Here is a 19554-nt window from a genome sequence, read left to right on the forward strand (position 1 = left end):
TAAGCAGGTAGTTTGTTTAAGTCAAACGAACACTCTGTTTAGGACAATCAGAGGCTCTGTTTGAGTCAAACAGAAGGTCTGTTTGGAACAATTGGAGCCTCTGTTTGACTCAAGGTCTGATACTAGTCTTCGATGAGGGTGATACCGTCAAGGCAGAAATAAGAAGGAGTCATCGGACCATAGTCATTCTTTTTAGTTGTAGTCAATTCGAACTTCAATCCATCAGTTTCTCCCAATGAAGTAAGATCTACCCATTTCCATGTTGTTACGAAATTTGTGCCTTCAGCTAAATAACATTCAACTTTCTGAGTTTTATTTAGATTGTATATTGTTAACTTGAATGAGTCATTCTTATCAAATTTGTCGAGACCGCTAAACATAGAACTACCTTCTTTCATGCTGTTGTATGTATATACACAATTCGTTACATATAAGCCTTTTATATGGTAGTCTTCCGTTTTGTTCTTATTTTCACTATCCTTGAATCGAATAGCAACTTCTTTATCGCTATTAGCACCTACTTTATATCCGGATGCACCAACGATAACATATGTGTTATTATTCACTCCTTTTTTAGTTATGGCACGATAATCATAAAGGGAGAAATTAGGACAGTCGTTGACTGTGCAATTGGTGAATGCAAAACTATCGCTTCCAAATCCATAAGCATCGGATGAGACGCAGTCAAATTCGAATATCTTATTATTGTCGGTAAGCAGTGTTTGGAAGTAGTTAGTAATATAGGTCTGCCCTTCGTATTCATAACTAGTTGACCATTGGTCTACAGGATTTTTCGTGTCACCTAAATCCAGAGTATGGGTCTCGTAATTAGGTAAACTTAGCACATACGTTTTTGCATCGTCGTCATCGCTGCATCCACAAAAAGCGAATACTGATACCAGTAAGAATAAAGATAACTTTTTCATTTTTGCTTTCATTTAAATTATTAATTGTTTTATTGATTAGTTCTCGAAATGTAAATCCTCTACTGTCATGACTTCCGTGGAGATTTCTCCTGTCCAACCTGTATTTTGATTTATTGCAGTATATATTTTTATAAAATCTATTTTATCTAGTATTACTGGTATCCCTTTTTTATCTACTGCCCAGTCTATTTTAAATTGACAAAATTCTGAATTATAAGGATGATTATCCGCATATCCCCAAGGATAACAGTATCCTACCCAGGTACCTCCTTCATTTATTGCATTGTCTTTCAAGCGTGTTCCACGGAAAGTAATTTCATCTTCTTCTATCCAATTGGGATAGTAGGAATCCTGTTGATGGTAACTGTTGCGATAGACGAACCCTTCTCCTCCTTGATTGTCTGTCCAGCGAACATCACCACTGGCAGGTTGAGGACGATAATAGGTTATTTCATAATTACGGGTTTCCGTATCTTTCCCATATTCGCTTCCTGCTAGTTCATACCATTCATCGTCCGGTAATCCATTGCCATTTTCATCTTTGGATACTAAGACAATGCCCGGTTCGGCACTTCCTCCCAAAGCTCCCGTACCGGTATTCTGATTGTACGAGGCATTGCCTAAAATTCTAAAGTCATATTCGCCTTTACTATTACGGATTGACTGATGGAAGCCGACCGTGATCGTTCCTCCGAATCCACCTAAAGAAATAACAGACTTCTTCTTTAATTTCTCCGTTGCACGTTCCAGAACCTGTTCGGCAGAGAAGCCGTCTTCGTAAGCGGAGGTTGTTGTATTAATGAACTGTCCGGGGGCAGGGATGTATTCGAATACTTTGTTGGCAAAGGCGGTAGGCGCATTCGGATCTTCCGGTGTATCGCCTGCCTCGTTTTGTGAAGCCTTGTCGCTAAATACTACTGTATTAGGATTTAAGCCGATATCATTCAGCCGATATTGAAGTTGCCCTTGTTGGTTGAAGCAAAGGACATCTCCTTTGACTGTATAATTGTAAGCTTCCGTGATATATATATTCCCGCTGAAAGGATTCAGTTGAATGCTGAAAGGCGTTTGTATAGCCGTTCCGTCTGTGATAAAGTTATCCCGTATGACGGTTCCTGCATTCAGGTCAAATACTTTGATGACGGAATCTTTAGTCTGATAGTCGTAAGTATATAGATAAGCGATGGGGCCGTCGATGGCAAAACTCAGTACTTTTTCATCATACGTAGTGGCGACCGCATCCGTCCGGCTGTCGATTTTGACCAGATGATAGTCTCCGGCTTCAATGTCAGTTCCCCGTGTGACTACATACACGGCTTCTTCCAGCCCCGGAAGTATTTTTCCCGGATTCGGTCCGACTTCTATTTTCTTTGTCTCCTTGAAAGTCGTTATGTCAATCACTGATACGGTAGTGTCTACGCCCGGCCCCGAATAATCCAGTCCGCCGGAATTGGATACATACAATTTCCCGTTTTGTACGCAGATATCCTCCGCATTTCTTCCGACTGTGACAATCTCTTCGATCTCCAGAGAAGTGGTGTCAATCCTTGCGACTGTACCGTCATAGGAACATACATATGCCTTATCCTTATCAAACGCTATCGCACGGGGCTGACGTGAACTGCCATTGTCGCGCAATAGACTGATCTGCCGGATGGATTTGCCCGTAGGAAAGTCAATCACCTCTACGGTGCTCGACACACTGACCACCACATAAATCTTATTTCCATAGATCGCTATGTCATTGGCTGTATCTCCCAATCCCCGCTGATTGTTTGCACTAAAGTAGTTGTTCGTACATCTTTGCCGATTGAAAGAATAACGAGCGAGCGAACTATTATTCTGATTGAACAGTCCTTCGCTTAATATGTACATCTCCGCTGTTCCGGTTTCGAATACATCCCCATTGCTTTCGGGTACAATACTTGGCTTATCTTCCAGATCATCGCAAGCGATAAAGAAGAGTGGGAAAAGAAAAAAACACTTCCCCAACCGTAGCAACATATTATATAAAAGACCTTTCTGCATACCTAATACTTATTACTTAATACCTATTACCTAATACCTGACTCCTATCGTCACTCTTACCGATCTTCCCGGCATGGGGAAATTCTTAACGATCTCATAATTCCTGTTCATCAGATTCAGCACTTCCAGGTTGAGTGATGCTGTAACTTTCTGTATTTTGAAATCTCTGTAGGCAGAGATGCTGTGATCACTGTAGCTGTCCAGGCGGTTGTCGCTGATGTTTTGTCCTAACATATACCGTTTTCCGGAGAAAAGGAATGAATAGGAAAGATTGAGCCATGGAGTTTCTATTCCGGCTTGTCCGGAAGCGGAGACGCGCGGAGTATAGGCTATCTGATGCTTGTACACTTTACCTTCCGGTGAGTTGGGATTGGAGTTGGTAACGTCCAGTGCCCGTTGGTAAGTATAGTTTCCGGAAAGGTTGATCCGTAGTTTATCCAGAGGCTGGAGGCTGAGGCTGGCAGTTGCATCTATCCCCTTGATATCCACTTTGCCCAGATTGACCATACTCCAGATGAATAAGTTCTTGGTAGGAGTGGCTACAATCTTGTCGGTCACTTTATTATGGTAGGCGTCTACGGTAGCCGAAAGATAAGGTATAAAGTTGTTGATGGCTTTACTATAAGTAATACCTATATTATATTGAGTAGCACTTTCCGGCTTCAGATTGATGTTTCCGGCCTTGTCGTAATATAAATCATTGAAGCTGGGCAGACGGAAGATATCTTTGTAGAAGAAACGGAACCGCAGTTCTTCATTATGAAACGGCTTTAGCGAGATGCTGACATTGGGAGACAGCTTCCGGTGGTTGCCGGCACTACCTCCGTTTTTAGCTTTCTCGTTGATGACAGTTGCCAGAGCAGAAGCGGACAGCGTCACCCATTCATTGACGTATTTCCCGGCAAAGGCTGTCAGCCATGAATAGCGGGTGGGGGAGACGAAGTTCTGCAAATTGGCATTCATCGTATTGATGCTTCCGTCGGTGGACAAGGAGAAAGAAAGATTGTTCCATATCCGGTATAGAGCGGAAGCGGACAGGTAATATTCTTGCTGGTAATAGCTGTTGTCAGTTCCTCCGACGGAGGTAAGAGCATCCGGGTCCTGATAGTTCTGATAACTCCAGTTCCACTTGGCAGAGGTCTGGAATACCCATTTTCTGCTAAACTCTTTCTTGTACTGGCTTTGGATAAAGGTGTTCTTATCCTGCAGATTTTGTCGGGAGAAGTCATAATATAAGGTAGTGGCATTGGGCAGTCCCCGTGAGGACTGGTAATAATAGGCTTTCAGTCTCCATTGCTCTTTGTCGGAGAGATTGGCGAAAGCGCTTATCTCAGCCCGAAGGTTTTCTACATCCGTATTCCGGCGCTTCTCTTTACTGACCTGAACATCGGCATCATTCCCGTAACGCAGGGTAAATGGATAATGCCCGTCCGAAGACATCCATTCGCCGTTGGCGGTCATGCTCCATTTTTTGTTGAGTTGTTGTTCCAGAAAAAGGGAAGGGTTTACTAATCCCCATGAACCGGTCTTAAATTCGGCGGCTATATTAGTCGGCTTGTCTTCTTTGAAATGCGGAGTCAGTGTCTGTATGTTCAGTATACCGGCAGAAGCAAAAAAACGGGCAGGCTGGAAGATGTTGTCGCTTTGTCCGTTGTTGAGCGAAAGGCGGTCTACGTTGTTTAAGGAGAAACGTCCTATGTCTACTTGTCCGGTCTGGCAGTCGCTGACGGTGATGCCGTCGTAGGAAACAGCGGTGTGTTGTGCCCCGAGACTTCGGATGGAGACGGTTTTTAATCCTCCGATACCTCCATAGTCCTTCACGGTAACTCCTGCGAAATGTTTTACCGCATCCGATACCTGCAGTGCCTGCAGATTCTTTAATTCTTCCTTATTGAAAACCTGCAGAGGAGAGGCTGAACGGACTTCACGCGTCTGATAAGGGTCGGATACCATGATTTCGGGGATGGAGTAGATATGTGCTGTATCCACTTTTTGTTGTTGGGCAAAAAGGGATAAGGACAAAGCCTGACAGCAGAGTAGTACGCTCATCTTTTTAATAAAAGTATTCCTTCTCATTGTTTTCTTTCAGTCTGTTCATAATGTAAAAAGATGTCCGGGCGAACTCACTTCGACCGGACATCATAATAAACTTGGCAGAGTTTATTAATTAGTACACACTTTCTCTGAATCAGAATGGTGAATGAAATGATGGACGGATTGTCCGGTTCATTAGACTCATCGCTTTTTCCTCGAAAGCAGTGAAACGAGTTTGCATGGTAGGTCTTCTGACTTGTTCCTGTTGCGAACGCCTTCCCGGAATACCCTTCCAGTGGCTATAAAGTCGATTGCTCGCAACCAAAAAATGAACTTACAGCAGCGGGACTGTTCAGGACTTTCACCTGATTCCCTTTTAATTGCTTCCCTCGTGCATGAGAGTTGCAAACCAATGCGCGACAAAGATAGATAGTTTATTTGTCTTTTGCAAGAGAGGAGCGAAGGTAAATCCATGACTTTGAACAGCTTTTTAAAAAGCTTTGAATCCAACCACCTCGGTTGACACTTCACCTATCGACTCGACATTCTTCAAAATGGCACTCTGTACTTTCACAAAATGAATACGTTCCAGCGTTACAGGATTGCCATTCTGGTCAACGGCGTCATCCAGGTCAAACTGATTATACCGGTAGTTGCCGTTGTCATCCTTTGCCATGTCGCTTCCCCAGTTGTCGGCATATCCTTTTCCGAAATCCTTGTTTTTCCATATTCCGCCTTCTTGCTCTGTCCGTGCTTCGAGCATACTTCCTTTCAATGTATAGGAGTCCTCTTTAATCCAGTTCGGATAATACATCTGATCGTGATATTGAGGGAGATACTTGATGACTCCGCTTTCTCCTTTACTGTCTTCCCAAGGGATATCTCCGGCTGCATCCGGTCTGTGGTAAGTGACGGAATAGTCGCGTTCCGGTTCGTCACTTCCTTTCAGCTCGTACCATACGTCGTCTGCTTTTCCGTTGCCATTAGCGTCTTCGGATACCCATACGATGCCCGGTTCGGAACTTCCGGAGAAGGGATTGCCGATAATACCGAAGTCGTATCCTTTGCGGTTCTTTATTTCTTTCGGCATTTTAACGGTGATGTATCCGCCGAAAGATCCCAGTGAGACGTAGAGTTTCTTGTTGAAGCGCTCTTCTGCATAAGCGTTTGCTTCTTCCATTGTCTGGCAGTCGAAGCCTTCATTGATAAACTGCCCTGGTGCCGGACGATATTCCAGCACTTTGAATCCTTGAATTTCCGTTTCTTCCTCATCTTTGTTGCAGGAAGCCAAAAGAGTGGCTGCTATAGCCATCAGATACCAATATCTTTTCATTTTTCTATGTTAGTTTAGTTATTGAATAATATTTGTGAAGGAACGCTCTCACCACAGTCTACTGTGTGGAGAACTTTTCCATCTTTGCTGTAAACGACGATTTTAGATTCATCTTTCAGTTCTTCGGTATAAGTTACATAGAGTTCTCCGCTTTGTTGGTTCAGCTGCAATGGAGCAGTAATTGAAACTCCTGATTCTGCGGCAATGAAAGGTGCTTTGAGAGAGTCTGAATCGCCTAATATATATTTATATATAGCTCCGTCGGTCGATACCAGATAAATAATATTCTCTGTTTCGGATGCTACCATGCCTATGGTCGGACTTGAATGATACGGTCCCTTGGCCGGCTGGAAGTTTGCAAAGACTTTTTCTAAAGTAAAGTCATTCTTTATTTTTACGATATTACATCCGTTATCAGCCGATTCAAGAGTATAAACATTACCGTCTTTAGCCAGTACAAAATTGATTTTCTGTTTTTGAATGATATCTAGCTCTGTAACGGCAGGAGCTTCTCCTTCTTTAGCTGCGATTAGCTCGTTTACATCGTAATACTTCACTTTGGACTCATCTTTATAAGTGTCATTGCTCAGCACTTTGCCATTGTAGATTATGCTATTATAGAAACAAAGCAGACGCTCATTCTTGATCCTGACATTGTTAAGTGATTTTAGGTCAATACGACGTATGCCATCTCCTGTCACTAATCCATATTGTTCGTTCAGAATGGTCAGACCGCTTAGGTTTGCGCCTACTACAGCGGAGTTTTCGTAATAAAGAGTCTTGGCGTCGACAATGTAGAAATGATCTCGGTTCGATGTGCTGGTGCCCACAAGCAGATAGAACTTTCCGTTGCTGTGAATGATATTTGCAGAGTCGTAGTTACCAATTCCCAAAGTTTTTCCTGCATTTAAAGAAGCATAACAATCTTGATAAGCAGTTTTCTTTTCGGTATCATAGAAATTGAATGTTCCGTCTGCTACGTAGAAGAATCCTTTGGAAAAGTTGTGGTTAGAGCTGAAACTTGTGCTCATTTCTACTTTTCCGTATTTATTCTTGATGATACATGACAGGTCCGCGCGACATGGATTGTCTATTTTGTAACTAAAGGTCGGTTCGGTAGAATACTCTTTTCCATTGACCAGCCATGAATAGGTGGCTCCTTCCGGATTAAGCAGTTCCGGAGTAATCTCCAACGTTTCTCCTAATTCCAACACTTGGCTTTCTGTCGGGAAAGTTCCTTTCAGTACGTTCGGATAATGTGCCAGATTGCCGAGGTGCAAATCTTCGCAATCGTCGTCGTTACAGGCGGTAAAACCTGCTGCAAGGCAGGCTATTAATAAAGTGGTATATAGTTTATTCATCTTGTTTCAGAGTCTTGTTATTAGTTAAAAATGAATGTAGCCGGGAAATAATAGCCATCGTATGCTATTTCTGATATCTTTTCTCCTGTGGCGGCGTTGAATCTTACCAGAAGATTTTTCTGATAGTCTCCGGTCAGGTACATGGCCAGTAATTCGTTGGTCTTTGGATTGACGCGGATGCCTGCGCCATAGAATCCGTAACCTTCTTTGGTGTATTCGGTCAGTGTCTCCTCAGGGGCGGGATCGTCAAAAGTGGCTTTGTATATCTTTCCTCCTGCGATGTAGTAGAATATTCCTTCAGGAGTGCCGCAGAAACTGGCTTCTCTGTAAGCACCGAACGAGGAGGGAGAATAATCGTCACGCATTGCAACCTTTTTCAGAGAAAAATCAGCATTGATTCTTACCAGATTGTTTTTACCGTCTTTGGTCGTTTCTACAGTATAGATATTTCCATCTTTACATTGTACAAAGCGAGTACCACCATAGGTTGTAATATCTAATTCCTGGAATGCGACTTTGTCTGTAGGCTTGAGATCGGGTGAACATAATTCTGCAATGTCTATGGTATACACTTTAGGACTTCCCCACCCGGAGGAGTTCACATTTAATATGAGTTTTCCGTTATAAGCGATTCCGCTACCTGTTCCGGTATACGTATTTCCTACCGATACCAGTGTAATTGTTTCAAACGTTTTTAAATTGATACGGCTGAAATATCCTCCATGAGTAATTATTCCATAATCGTCATTCAAACCGATAAACTCATAAGCTTGATAATTAGCTAGTTTGCCACAGCTGTTTTCAGCATACAGAGTTTTAGGGTCCATCACCACTAACTGATTATCTTCTTTTGAACAGACATACAACTTCCCATTCCACAAAGTAGCCGATTGTGAGGTAACTCCCAGCACATCTCCGAAATTCTGATTCTTATAGCACCAGTGTTCAATGCTGTTCTTCTCATAATTATAGAATGAAATACTTCCGGATCCGTGTCCGAACCATCCCTCATTGATAATCAGACATCCTTTGGAGTAATCCGCTCCCGGAACCATCACTTTATTTTCTAATGTCACTTTTCCCAAGTCATTGCTGAGTTCTAAAATAACTTTGGAACGGCCGGGATGTTCGGCGTTGAATGTGAATGACGGGTCTGTCGACATATCTTCTCCATTCTGATACCATTGATAGTATATATCCAGCGGACTACTTGCCTTAGGGGCATATACATATTGTTCTCCGACATTGAGTGTCAAATCCTCTTCGGGGAAAGTGCCGGTTTTCAGAGCTGGTAATCCTTGTAGTTTGTCAATGTGCTCCAGGTCACAATCGTCTTTCGAGCAAGACACAATAACGAACGCTGTTATTATAAATAATAACGTTTTGAATAGCTTTTTACAATTCATGTTTTGTATATTAAGTAAATAAAATATGTCCATCAAAGTGTCCGGGCGAAATCGCTTCGACCGGACACACATAATAAACTTGGCAGAGTCTATTAGTTTGTACATACTTTCTCTGAATCAGAGTGATGAATGAAATGATAGACGGATGTCCGGGTCATTAGATTCAACGCTTTTTCCTCGAAAGCAGTGAAACGGATTTTACATGGCAGGTCTTCTGACTTATTCCTGTTGCGGGCGCCTTCCCGGAATACCCTTCCAGTGGCTTTGAGTAGATTGCTCGCAACATATCTATGGAACTTACAGCAGCGGGACTGTTCAGGATTTACACCTGATTCCCTTTTAATCGCTTCCCTCGTGATGAGAGTCGCAAACCAATGCGGGGACAAAGATATATAGTTTATTTGTTTCTACCAAAAAGAAAATAACAGCAGTTTTGCTCTCATGCTCTAACAATTCCTGCGTATCCCTTTATTCATCGCTGTTTCAAGCGTGGTAGCAAGTGTGGTGGCAGGTATGAGAGCAAACGGTTGCTCTCACTCCGGTGCATAGGATGACGTGACGTTTTGTAGTGTTATAGGTTGATTTGTAGGATGTTAACGTCTGATACGTCAACTATTAAAGATTGACATATCAACTATTAATAATTGAGAAATCAGGTATTAAAGGCTGATAACTCATCTATTAGTAGCCAATAAATGAGTTAATGCTTCTTGAAAGAACGGGTGAATTGGAGCAACTAATGCGATTGGGTTACTCCGGTCATGCAGTCAAGTTACTCTAATTGATAGTTGCTTTAGAAAGTTCCAAAGCGTTGAAACCAACGGTTTCAAGCGGATGAAACTCTAGTTTCAAGCAGATGAAACTTTAGTTTCAAACTGAAGAAACTTTGGTTTCAAGCCGATGAAACTTTAGTTCCGAGCGGCAGAAACATTTTGTTTCAACGGTTGGAACTGATATTGGAACTACATGTTAACTATTGATGCTGCATTAGATATGCTTCAATGGCTGGTGCAGTGGCATCTTTAAGCAATACAGTCTTGTCTTTATCCAACAGATATAGAGTCGGGATAGCCTTTAAGTCATAGACCTGTTCTTCTTTGATAGTGAACTTCTTGTCATATCCGTTAATCCATTCATTGGGAAATTCGCTCAGATGCTTTTTCCACTCGTCCAGTTCCTCATCGGGGTAGATGGAGAGAAGTACCAACTTCTTTTCCTGTAAAAGCTGGTTGATGATGGGAGCGTTTTTCAGACCTTCTATGGTTTCTGTGCATGCCTGACAGCCGGGGTTATTGATAAATAACAGAAGATATTCCGCTTTCAACTGATATAATGAACCTTGTGCTCCGGAGGCCAGGGTATAAGTGAAGTTGAGCGCTTTGGTTCCGATACGATTTTTCTGAGCCAGCTTAAGACGGGCCTGGGGACGTATCTTCTCTGTTTCGTTCAATACAGGAGAGGCTATCATTGCTTCCAATACCGGTATATAAAATTCTTCGTTGCGCATGGGGGAGTTGGGATCATACAGATACTTGTCCGCCAGGTCGGTGATATATGTAAACACCTTCTTGTCCACATTGGTCCGGTCGATTACATTGCGCATGGCTTGTTGGGCTGTTTCAAGCGGTACGTGGTTCAGCAAGTCGCAATAATCTGCCCACGCTTGTTCCGTTACTTCCGGATGGTGGATATAGTTGGTGTCGGCAAAGTTTACATTGTCCCAATAATGCTTGGCCAGAAAGTCGGCCCGTTGTTCCGGTGCTGTCATCATTTGCGGGATGGCGGGCATCTTAATAGCCTTAATGGTATCTTGCGGTGTTTCGCTTTTGCTTTGACTTGAAGCATTCCCGTTTTTACAGGCGCCAAGAAGAAGGCACAGAATGAGTATAAGGCTTATGTTTGTTTTCATGACAATTGGTTGGTTTAAACTTACTTTCGGAAGCAAAGGTATGAAAACTATGTGAAAAAACATACCGATATTCCGGTAAGTTTTGAAAACTGGATATGCGGCTTCGTATTTTTTATCGATACAGCCGACTTTGTGTGAATAGGGATAAATAATCTCTTCCCTTCGGATGGAATCTGCATCGAATTTGTTATCTTTGCCCGTAGCATTGGTTATTTTTTAATAAAAGCTGATATGAACGCACCTGTTAAAACGCTCCGTAAGCTCCCGATAGGGATACAAAGTTTCGAATTTCTTCGCTCGGAAGGATATCTTTATGTCGATAAAACAGAACTGGTCTATCGTCTCGTAACGAAAGGGAAGCCTTATTTCCTCAGTCGTCCCCGGCGTTTCGGGAAGAGCCTGTTGCTTTCCACGCTTGAAGCTTATTTCAAGGGGAAGAAAGAACTTTTCGAAGGACTCGCTATCGAGAAATTGGAGCAGAACTGGTTCGAATACCCGGTGCTGCACCTAAGCTTGAATGCTGAGAAATATGACAGTAGGGAACGATTGGAAAGAATGCTTGAACTGCAACTGGAAAGTTGGGAAGAGATGTATGGAGTAGATAAAGGCACAATGACCTACTCCGGACGCTTCATTACCATTATCCGACGTGCATACGAACAGACCGGACGCCGTGTGGTCGTACTCGTAGACGAATATGACAAACCCATGCTTCAGACATTCGATAAACCTGATTTGCAAGAAGACTTCCGTAAAACGCTGACCGCTTTCTATACTGTACTCAAAGATGCTGACCCTTATCTTCAGTTTGTCTTTATCACCGGAGTAACGAAGTTTGCGCAGATGGGCATTTTCAGCACGCTTAACCAGTTGAATGATATCAGCTTTGACCTTGAGTACAACACCCTTTGCGGCATGACACGTGCGGAAATCGAAACCGTTTTTGTGCCTGAATTGCAAGAACTGGCTCTCCAGACTGAAACCAATTATGGCGAAGCCGTAGAGCAACTCACCCGCCAGTATGACGGTTACCGCTTCACTCCTGAGAAAGGATTTACTCCCATGTTCAATCCTTTCAGTGTGCTCAACGCTCTTGCCAAGTCGCGTTTCGGTGACTATTGGTTTGCTAGCGGAACGCCTACTTTTTTGGTAGAGATCCTAAAGAAGACAAATTTCGACCTTCGCGAATTGGACGGTATTGAAGTCTCTTCCGCCTCCTTGAGCGACGACAGGGCGAATATCTCCAATCCCGTTCCGATGATTTATCAAAGCGGATACCTGACTATAAAGTCGTTCGACCAACGTTTTCGTACATATACGCTGGGGTTTCCTAACGAAGAGGTGAAATATGGTTTCCTCAATTTTGTCGCCCCTTTCTATACTCCTGTCGCATCCACCGATACCACCTTTTATATCGGGAAATTTGTGCATGAACTGGAAACGGGCGAAACGGAAGCTTTCCTCACTCGTCTGTCCTGTTTCTTCGCCGATTTTCCTTACGAACTGAATGAGAAAACGGAACGTCATTATCAAGTTGTATTCTATCTCGTCTTCAAACTCATGGGGCAATTCACGCAAGCGGAAGTCCGTACCGCTATCGGTCGTGCCGACGCAGTAGTAAAGACTGCGGACTACATCTATGTGTTCGAATTTAAACTCACCGGCACCGCCGAAGACGCTCTGAAGCAGATTGATGAAAAAGGTTACCTTTTGCCCTACACTGTGGATGGCAGGCGACTGGTGAAAGTCGGTGTGTCCTTTGATGCCGCGAAACGGAATCTGGGAGAGTGGCTGATTGTTTGACTGCACTGTGAATAAAGAAAAACCAAGCTGTTTATTTCTCTTTCGCCAGCGTGAAGACAAATTCCAGTCCGCCGCCTTGATTATTCTTGGCAGAAATGTTTCCTCCGTGGATGATGACGGCATTCTTTACGATGGCAAGCCCTAAACCGGTTCCGCCGAGTTTGCGTGAACGCCCTTTGTCCACCCGATAGAAACGTTCGAAAAGGCGGTTCAGATGTTCCGGAGAGACACCGATGCCCGTATCTGCGAAGCTGAAATAATAGTAATTCTCATCTTCACGGAAACAGTTGATGTTTATCTGAATATTGGTTCCGGCGTATGCGATGGCATTGTCCATCAGGTTACGGAAAATGGAGTAGAGCAGAGAGTAATTGCCTTTGATCTGGATACCCTTCTTTAGTGAATCCACGATGCTAATGTGCTTTTCTTCCAGTTCCAGAGAAACTTCATTGATGATGTTCCCTACCAGTACGCTGATGTCTACCCGTTCCATGTCTATCATGTTGGCGGCTTCGTCCATGCGGGTCAGTACGGATATGTCGCGTAGCAGCCGGCTGAGGCGATTGCTTTGTGCGTAGCACCGTTCGAGGAACGTATTTATCTTGTCACGTGAGATATTCTCGTTATTGACAATCGTTTCCAGATAACCTTGGATACTGCTTACGGGAGTTTTCAGTTCATGGGCAATGTTCTGGGTTAATTGGCGCTTCAGACGTACCTGCTCTTCTTCCTGCGTGACGTCATTGATCGAAATCTCGAAGCTGGCGTCCTGAAAGATGATACATTCCACGATAAAGGTGCGTCCGTTTTTGTTGATTGTGACGGACATACGCTTTTCGTCTTTTCCCCGCGAGCGTTGCTGCTGGTTCTTGTTGATGAAATGAATGATGTCTTTCAGTTCGCTGATGGCGAATACTTCCTCTGTCGTTTCCAGGTTAGAGTCCGAAATCAGGTTACTGTATTGAGTAAAGAGGTTGTTGACCAGAATCTCTTTTTTGTCTTTGGTGAATATGCCCAGCCCTTCATGCGAAATCTGAAGATGGGTAATCAGTTTCTCGCGTTCGATGTAGAGTGCCTCTTTCGTTTCGTGCAGACGCTTGTATATCTGGATGATGTGCTGCGAAATCTCTCCCAGCTCATTATGCGGAAAAGCGGACTGCATCGCCATCTCTATCGGTTCGTTACGGTCTGCACGCATGGCAAACTCGCGGAGCTGGCTGATAGAGGTTCCCAGTTTGTTGGTGAATTTGTAGAAGATCACCATGAGCAACAGCGACACAATGACCGTAAACCATAAGTAATGCGGGTCTGCCTGCAGATTATTGATGAGGCTTACATTATATGGCAGTGCCGAGCGGATGATATAATCTCCGTAGCGGGTTGCCGAATAGAAATACGGTAGCCCGGTGGTCTCCGAGGTGCGGCGTACGTCAAAACCGGTTCCGTCTTTCAAGGCTTTCTGAACTTCGGGGCGGTTGAGATGGTTCTCCAGTTGCTGGTCGGTAGTCTGATAACTGTCATAGATCACATTTCCCTGCAAGTCGATCAGTGTGACGCGCAAGTCCTCCAATGCGTGGTCGCGGATATACTTTTCAGTCGTTTCTTCGATGGCGGGATTACTGTTCAGCCGTTCGTACAAGCGGCTGTTATAGTTCTGGAGCTGTGTGTTGAGTAACTCGACTTTATATTCTCTTTCGCGTTGATACTGGTAGGCGATGAAACAAAAGGCAAATACCAGAAACAGCGAGATCACCGAAAGGAATAACTTCCGGCTGAAAGAGAGGAAATGTTTTTGCTTGACAGGTAGATTCATACTTCTTGATTATTCGGCTTCAAAGCAGTATCCGTATCCCAGGCGGGTAACGATGCACTTGCCATATTCGCCAATTTTCTTCCGTAAACGGGTGATATTCACATCAATGGTACGATCGAGTACGTATACTTCGTCGCTCCAGATGCGTGCCAGAATGTCTTCACGGGAGAAGACGCGTCCTTTGTTCTGCACCAGCAGAAGCAGTATTTCAAATTCTTTCTTCGTCAACTGCACTTCTTCGTCATCTATGCTTACCTTCTTCTTGGTGATGTCGATCACGAGTGACTGGTAAGTCAGGCGTTCGGGCGCCTTTTCCGTCTCCATCGTGGCGGTACGCCTCAGTACGGCTTTCACACGGGCGATCACTTCGCGCAGGGAGAAAGGCTTGGAGATATAATCGTCCGCTCCCAGATTGAAGCCTGTTACAGTATCGTTTTCGGTATCTTTGGCTGTGATGAAGATGATGGGCACTCTGGCTGTTTTCTTGTCTTTCTTCAGCATGTTTGCCATCTTGAAACCGGAGATTTCCCCCATCATCACGTCCAGAAGAATCAGGTGGTAACTGCTGATATCCATCTTCAGAGCCTCTTCGGCGGAGTTGGCGGTATCCACTTCATAACCTTCGTTTTCAAGATTGAATTTCAGAATCTCACAGAGGTCTTCTTCATCGTCGACAACTAAAATACGGTAATCGTTCATATGATATATGTATTAATGTGATATGACAAAGTTAAGCTTTTTTTTATTTCGGGACAAAGATGAGAAGACTTTGTTACGGGCGGATGAAACAAATATTACAATCGTATTACATTCCGCTGAATGCGGGCATCGGGATGATATTTGAAAGTTTTTATGGGATATGCGAGGAAAAACCGTCTGTTATTTGTTATCTTTGTGTAGCGATAGGATAATAAATACACAGTTTGCAGATCATGATAAAAATAGACTTGAAACGATATAGACGCGAAGTGGTAGGAGGGGTGATTGTACTGCTTCTTCTTATCGGGGGAATCTCCGTCTTTAAATATACTTCTTTTAATTCCGGCTTTGAGATCGTAGACGATCTGGGAGGAAATATCTTTCCGTCGGCCATCCTGTCGGTAGCCACTACGGACGCGCAGGTGATTACTCCTTCGGATTCTACCTGTCTCGGAAATCCGAAATCGTGCATCGCCGTTCGGGTGAAGTCAAGGACTGCTTATAGCCGGGTGCGGATAGAGGTTGCCGAGACCCCTTTCTTTTCCCGTTCCGTGTCGGAATTTGTGCTGAACAAGCCGAGGACGGAATATACTATTTATCCCGATATCATCTGGAATTACGAGGCACTGAAGAATAACGCACAGGCGGAACCGGTGAGCGTAGCCGTAAAAGTGGAGATGAACGGGAAAGACTTGGGACAACGGGTACGTACGTTTTCGGTGCGTAGCGTCAATGAATGCCTGTTGGGTTATGTGGCGAACGGGACGAAGTTTTACGATACCAGTATCTTTTTTGCCGCATACGTCAACGAAGAGAATCCGATGATCGACCAGCTGCTTCGTGAAGCGCTGAATACCCGCATCGTGAATCGTTTCCTGGGCTACCAGAGCACGGCCAAAGGTGCGGTAGACAAGCAGGTGTACGCACTTTGGAACATCTTACAGAAACGTAAGTTCCGCTACAGTTCCGTATCCAATACGAGCCTTTCGAGCAATGTCGTTTTCTCGCAACGTGTCCGCACCTTTGACGATGCGCTGGAATCGTCGCAGATCAACTGTGTGGACGGCAGCGTACTGTTCGCTTCGCTCCTTCGGGCTATCAATATCGAACCGATACTGGTACGTACACCGGGGCATATGTTCGTAGGATATTACACCGACAACTCCCATAAGGACATGAACTTCCTCGAAACGACGATGATTGGTGATGTAGACCTCGACGACTTCTTCCCGGATGAACAACTGGACTCTACCATGGTCGGCAAATCGCAGAACGAAATGTCACTGCTCACTTTCGAGAAATCCAAACAGTACGCCAACAAAAAGTACAAAGACAATGAAGCAGGCATCCATTCCGGAAAGCTGAACTATATGTTTCTGGAGATTTCCAAAGAAGTACGGAGGAAAATACAGCCGATAGGAAAGTGAAATTCATTTTTAATTCGTATTTTTGCAAGGTTAATCATTTAATGAAAAAGGATGCAAGGCAAGAAATTTATCTCCCCCGGAGCGTGGTTTTCGATGAACTATCCGTCGGACTGGAACGAGTTTGAAGATGGCGAAGGCTCTTTTCTTTTCTATAACCCCGATGTATGGACGGGCAACTTTCGTATATCAGCTTTTAAAGGCAACGCCTCATACGGTAAAGACGCCATCCGTCAGGAACTGAAAGAAAACGATTCGGCTTCATTGGTGAAAATCGGTACATGGGACTGTGCCTACAGTAAAGAAATGTTTCAGGAAGAGGGCACTTATTATACTTCTCACCTGTGGATAACAGGAACCGGCAATATCGCTTTTGAATGTTCTTTCACCGTGCCCAAAGGCGGAAGCACCAAGGAAGCGGAAGAGGTCATCGCTACACTGGAAGCCCGCAAGGAAGGCGAGAAATATCCCGCAGAACTGATTTCTGTCCGCCTATCGGAAATCTATCAGATCAATGAAGGCTACGAGTGGGTAGTATCTACCGTCAAACAGGAACTCAAAAAAGACTTTCAGGGAGTGGAAGAGGACTTGGAGAAGATTCAGCAAGTGATAGACAGCGGTAAGATCAGCCCCAAGAAGAAAGATGAATGGCTCGCCATCGGTATAACGGTATGCGCGATTCTGACTAACGAAGTGGAAGGCATGGAGTGGAAAACCTTGATTGACGGCAATCGGGAAGTCCCCGTACTCGAATACCAAGGCCGGACCATCGACCCGATGAAAATCGCATGGAGCAAAGTTAAGGCCGGCCAACCCTGCAACATTGCCGAAGCATATCAATCGGCAATCGATCATCACTAAATCACGAACCAGCTAATCACTAAATTACGTGGCAGTACCTTATTTACAAGTAGACAACCTGACCAAGTCCTTCGGCGACTTGGTTCTTTTTGAAAATATATCTTTTGGCATTGCCGAGGGGCAACGCGTCGGATTAATCGCCAAGAACGGCAGCGGAAAAACAACCTTACTGAATATCATCGCCGGAAAAGAAGGGTATGACAGCGGAAACATCGTCTTCCGCCGTGACCTTCGTGTGGATTATCTGGAACAAGACCCGCAGTATCCCGAAGAACTGACCGTTCTCGAAGCCTGTTTCCATCACGGCAACAGCACCGTCGAACTGATTAAAGAGTACGAACGATGTATGGAAACCGAAGGGCATCCGGGACTGGAAGACCTCTTGGCACGCATGGACCAGGAGAAAGCATGGGAATATGAGCAGAAAGCCAAGCAAATTCTGTCCCAACTGAAAATCCGTAACTTTGACCAGCAGGTGAAGCAACTTTCCGGCGGACAGCTGAAACGTGTAGCCTTAGCCAACGCCCTGATCACCGAACCGGATTTGCTGATTCTCGATGAGCCTACCAACCATCTGGACCTGGACATGACCGAATGGTTGGAAGACTACCTGCGTCGCACCAACCTGAGCCTGCTGATGGTGACGCACGACCGTTATTTCCTCGATCGTGTCTGCTCGGAGATTATCGAAATTGACAATCAGCAGATTTATCAATATAAAGGTAACTACAGCTATTATCTGGAGAAACGTCAGGAACGCATCGAGGCTAAAAGCGTGGAAATAGAACGTGCCAACAATCTCTATCGTACGGAACTCGACTGGATGCGCCGGATGCCGCAGGCACGCGGACACAAAGCCCGATACCGTGAAGATGCCTTCTATGAACTGGAGAAGGTTGCCAAGCAACGTTTCAACAATGACAACGTAAAACTGGAAGTAAAGGCCTCTTATATCGGAAGCAAGATATTCGAAGCCGATCATCTGTTCAAGAGCTACGGAGACCTGAAGATTCTGGATGATTTTTCCTATATCTTTGCCCGTTACGAGAAGATGGGAATTGTAGGAAACAACGGAACGGGTAAATCTACTTTTATCAAAATATTGATGGGACAGGTCAAACCCGACAGCGGAACGGTGGATGTGGGCGAAACTGTCCGTTTCGGCTATTACTCGCAGGACGGTCTCCAGTTCGACGAACAAATGAAGGTGATTGATGTCGTGCAGGATATAGCCGAAGTGATCGAACTGGGGAATGGAAAGAGACTGACGGCTTCGCAATTCCTGCAGCATTTCCTGTTTACTCCCGAAACGCAGCATAGCTATGTCTATAAACTGAGTGGGGGAGAGCGCCGCCGCCTTTACCTGTGCACGGTGCTGATGCGCAATCCCAACTTCCTCGTGCTCGATGAGCCTACCAACGACCTGGACATCATCACTCTGAATGTGCTCGAAGAGTATCTGCAGAACTTCAAGGGCTGTGTCATAGTCGTTTCCCACGACCGCTACTTTATGGATAAGGTAGTAGACCATCTGATGGTATTCAACGGACAGGGAGATATTCGTGACTTCCCCGGAAACTATAGCGATTACCGTGACTGGAAAGAAGCCAAGGCACAGAAAGAAAAGGAAGCGGAAAAGCCGCAGGAAGAGAAGACCGCCCGTGTCCGTCTGAACGATAAGCGGAAAATGAGCTTCAAGGAAAAGCGTGAGTTCGAACAACTGGAAAAAGAAATAGCGGAACTGGAAGCGGAGAAGGCACAGATTGAAGAACTGCTTTGCAGCGGAACGCTTTCTGTAGACGAACTGACTGAAAAGTCGAAACGTCTGCCCGAAGTGAATGATCTGATTGACGAAAAGACCATGCGCTGGCTGGAACTGAGCGAGATAGAAGGCTGACATGAATCTGAACGGAAAGAAACTGTAATAACTGAAACAACCTGATAATAACCGAAATAA

At 44.5% G+C, this 19554-nt stretch carries 13 protein-coding genes and 2 riboswitches; of the genes, 4 read left to right on the plus strand and 9 right to left on the minus strand.

Translation table 11 applies throughout. The annotated features are described in order from the left end of the window. Nucleotides 1-122: 122 nt before the first annotated feature. From KTR07_RS08755 to KTR07_RS08785, 7 genes are all read right to left on the minus strand, one after another. The gene (locus tag KTR07_RS08755) at nt 123-926 is read right to left on the minus strand and encodes a DUF4465 domain-containing protein (protein WP_055221348.1); all 804 of its coding nucleotides are present in this window, start codon (nt 924-926) and stop codon (nt 123-125) included. 36 nt (nt 927-962) lie between these two features. Continuing rightward, complete coding sequence (locus tag KTR07_RS08760) at nt 963-2954, minus strand: YncE family protein (RefSeq protein WP_070750365.1); 1992 nt, start codon at nt 2952-2954, stop codon at nt 963-965. Nucleotides 2955-2984: 30 nt separating this feature from the next. Then, nucleotides 2985-5030: a TonB-dependent siderophore receptor gene (locus tag KTR07_RS08765; RefSeq protein WP_032840677.1), complete on the minus strand. Its 2046-nt coding sequence runs from the start codon at nt 5028-5030 to the stop codon at nt 2985-2987. Between the two features lie 181 nt (nt 5031-5211). Next, nucleotides 5212-5417: riboswitch (cobalamin riboswitch) on the minus strand. A gap of 61 nt (nt 5418-5478) precedes the next feature. Next, a complete protein-coding gene (locus KTR07_RS08770) occupies nt 5479-6321 on the minus strand; it encodes a hypothetical protein (RefSeq protein WP_048696171.1) in 843 nt (280 codons plus the stop codon). A gap of 14 nt (nt 6322-6335) precedes the next feature. Next, entirely contained in the window at nt 6336-7682 is a 1347-nt protein-coding gene (locus tag KTR07_RS08775; protein ID WP_195392721.1) for a PKD-like domain-containing protein, read from the minus strand. Nucleotides 7683-7702: 20 nt separating this feature from the next. Continuing rightward, nucleotides 7703-9088, minus strand: a complete 1386-nt coding sequence (locus tag KTR07_RS08780; protein ID WP_229094186.1) for a DUF5074 domain-containing protein — start codon at nt 9086-9088, stop codon at nt 7703-7705. Between the two features lie 186 nt (nt 9089-9274). After that, nucleotides 9275-9479: riboswitch (cobalamin riboswitch) on the minus strand. A gap of 582 nt (nt 9480-10061) precedes the next feature. After that, nucleotides 10062-10997 (minus strand): DUF5106 domain-containing protein, encoded by a 936-nt coding sequence (locus KTR07_RS08785; RefSeq protein ID WP_008762291.1) that lies wholly within the window; start codon nt 10995-10997, stop codon nt 10062-10064. Nucleotides 10998-11228: 231 nt separating this feature from the next. On the opposite strand from KTR07_RS08785, the gene KTR07_RS08790 reads away from it, so the two are divergent. After that, a complete protein-coding gene (locus KTR07_RS08790) occupies nt 11229-12800 on the plus strand; it encodes an ATP-binding protein (protein WP_016267135.1) in 1572 nt (523 codons plus the stop codon). Nucleotides 12801-12831: 31 nt separating this feature from the next. Here KTR07_RS08790 and KTR07_RS08795 read toward each other — a convergent pair whose 3' ends face one another. Beyond that, a complete protein-coding gene (locus KTR07_RS08795; protein WP_008762293.1) occupies nt 12832-14613 on the minus strand; it encodes a cell wall metabolism sensor histidine kinase WalK in 1782 nt (593 codons plus the stop codon). A gap of 9 nt (nt 14614-14622) precedes the next feature. Beyond that, nucleotides 14623-15312, minus strand: a complete 690-nt coding sequence (locus KTR07_RS08800; RefSeq protein ID WP_008762294.1) for a response regulator transcription factor — start codon at nt 15310-15312, stop codon at nt 14623-14625. Nucleotides 15313-15545: 233 nt separating this feature from the next. Between KTR07_RS08800 and KTR07_RS08805 the strand changes: the two genes are divergently transcribed. Genes KTR07_RS08805 through KTR07_RS08815 form a run of 3 tightly spaced genes read left to right on the plus strand, consistent with a single transcriptional unit; the run spans nt 15546 to nt 19494 of the window. Further along, nucleotides 15546-16739, plus strand: coding sequence for a hypothetical protein (locus KTR07_RS08805; protein ID WP_008762295.1), 1194 nt, complete (start codon nt 15546-15548; stop codon nt 16737-16739). 51 nt (nt 16740-16790) lie between these two features. After that, nucleotides 16791-17597: a DUF3805 domain-containing protein gene (locus KTR07_RS08810; RefSeq protein WP_048696163.1), complete on the plus strand. Its 807-nt coding sequence runs from the start codon at nt 16791-16793 to the stop codon at nt 17595-17597. Nucleotides 17598-17625: 28 nt separating this feature from the next. After that, complete coding sequence (locus KTR07_RS08815; protein ID WP_008764818.1) at nt 17626-19494, plus strand: ABC-F family ATP-binding cassette domain-containing protein; 1869 nt, start codon at nt 17626-17628, stop codon at nt 19492-19494. The last annotated feature ends 60 nt before the right edge of the window (nt 19495-19554 follow it).

This window comes from Bacteroides sp. MSK.20.82, from assembly GCF_019052485.1.
Taxonomy (GTDB): Bacteria; Bacteroidota; Bacteroidia; order Bacteroidales; family Bacteroidaceae; genus Bacteroides; species Bacteroides thetaiotaomicron.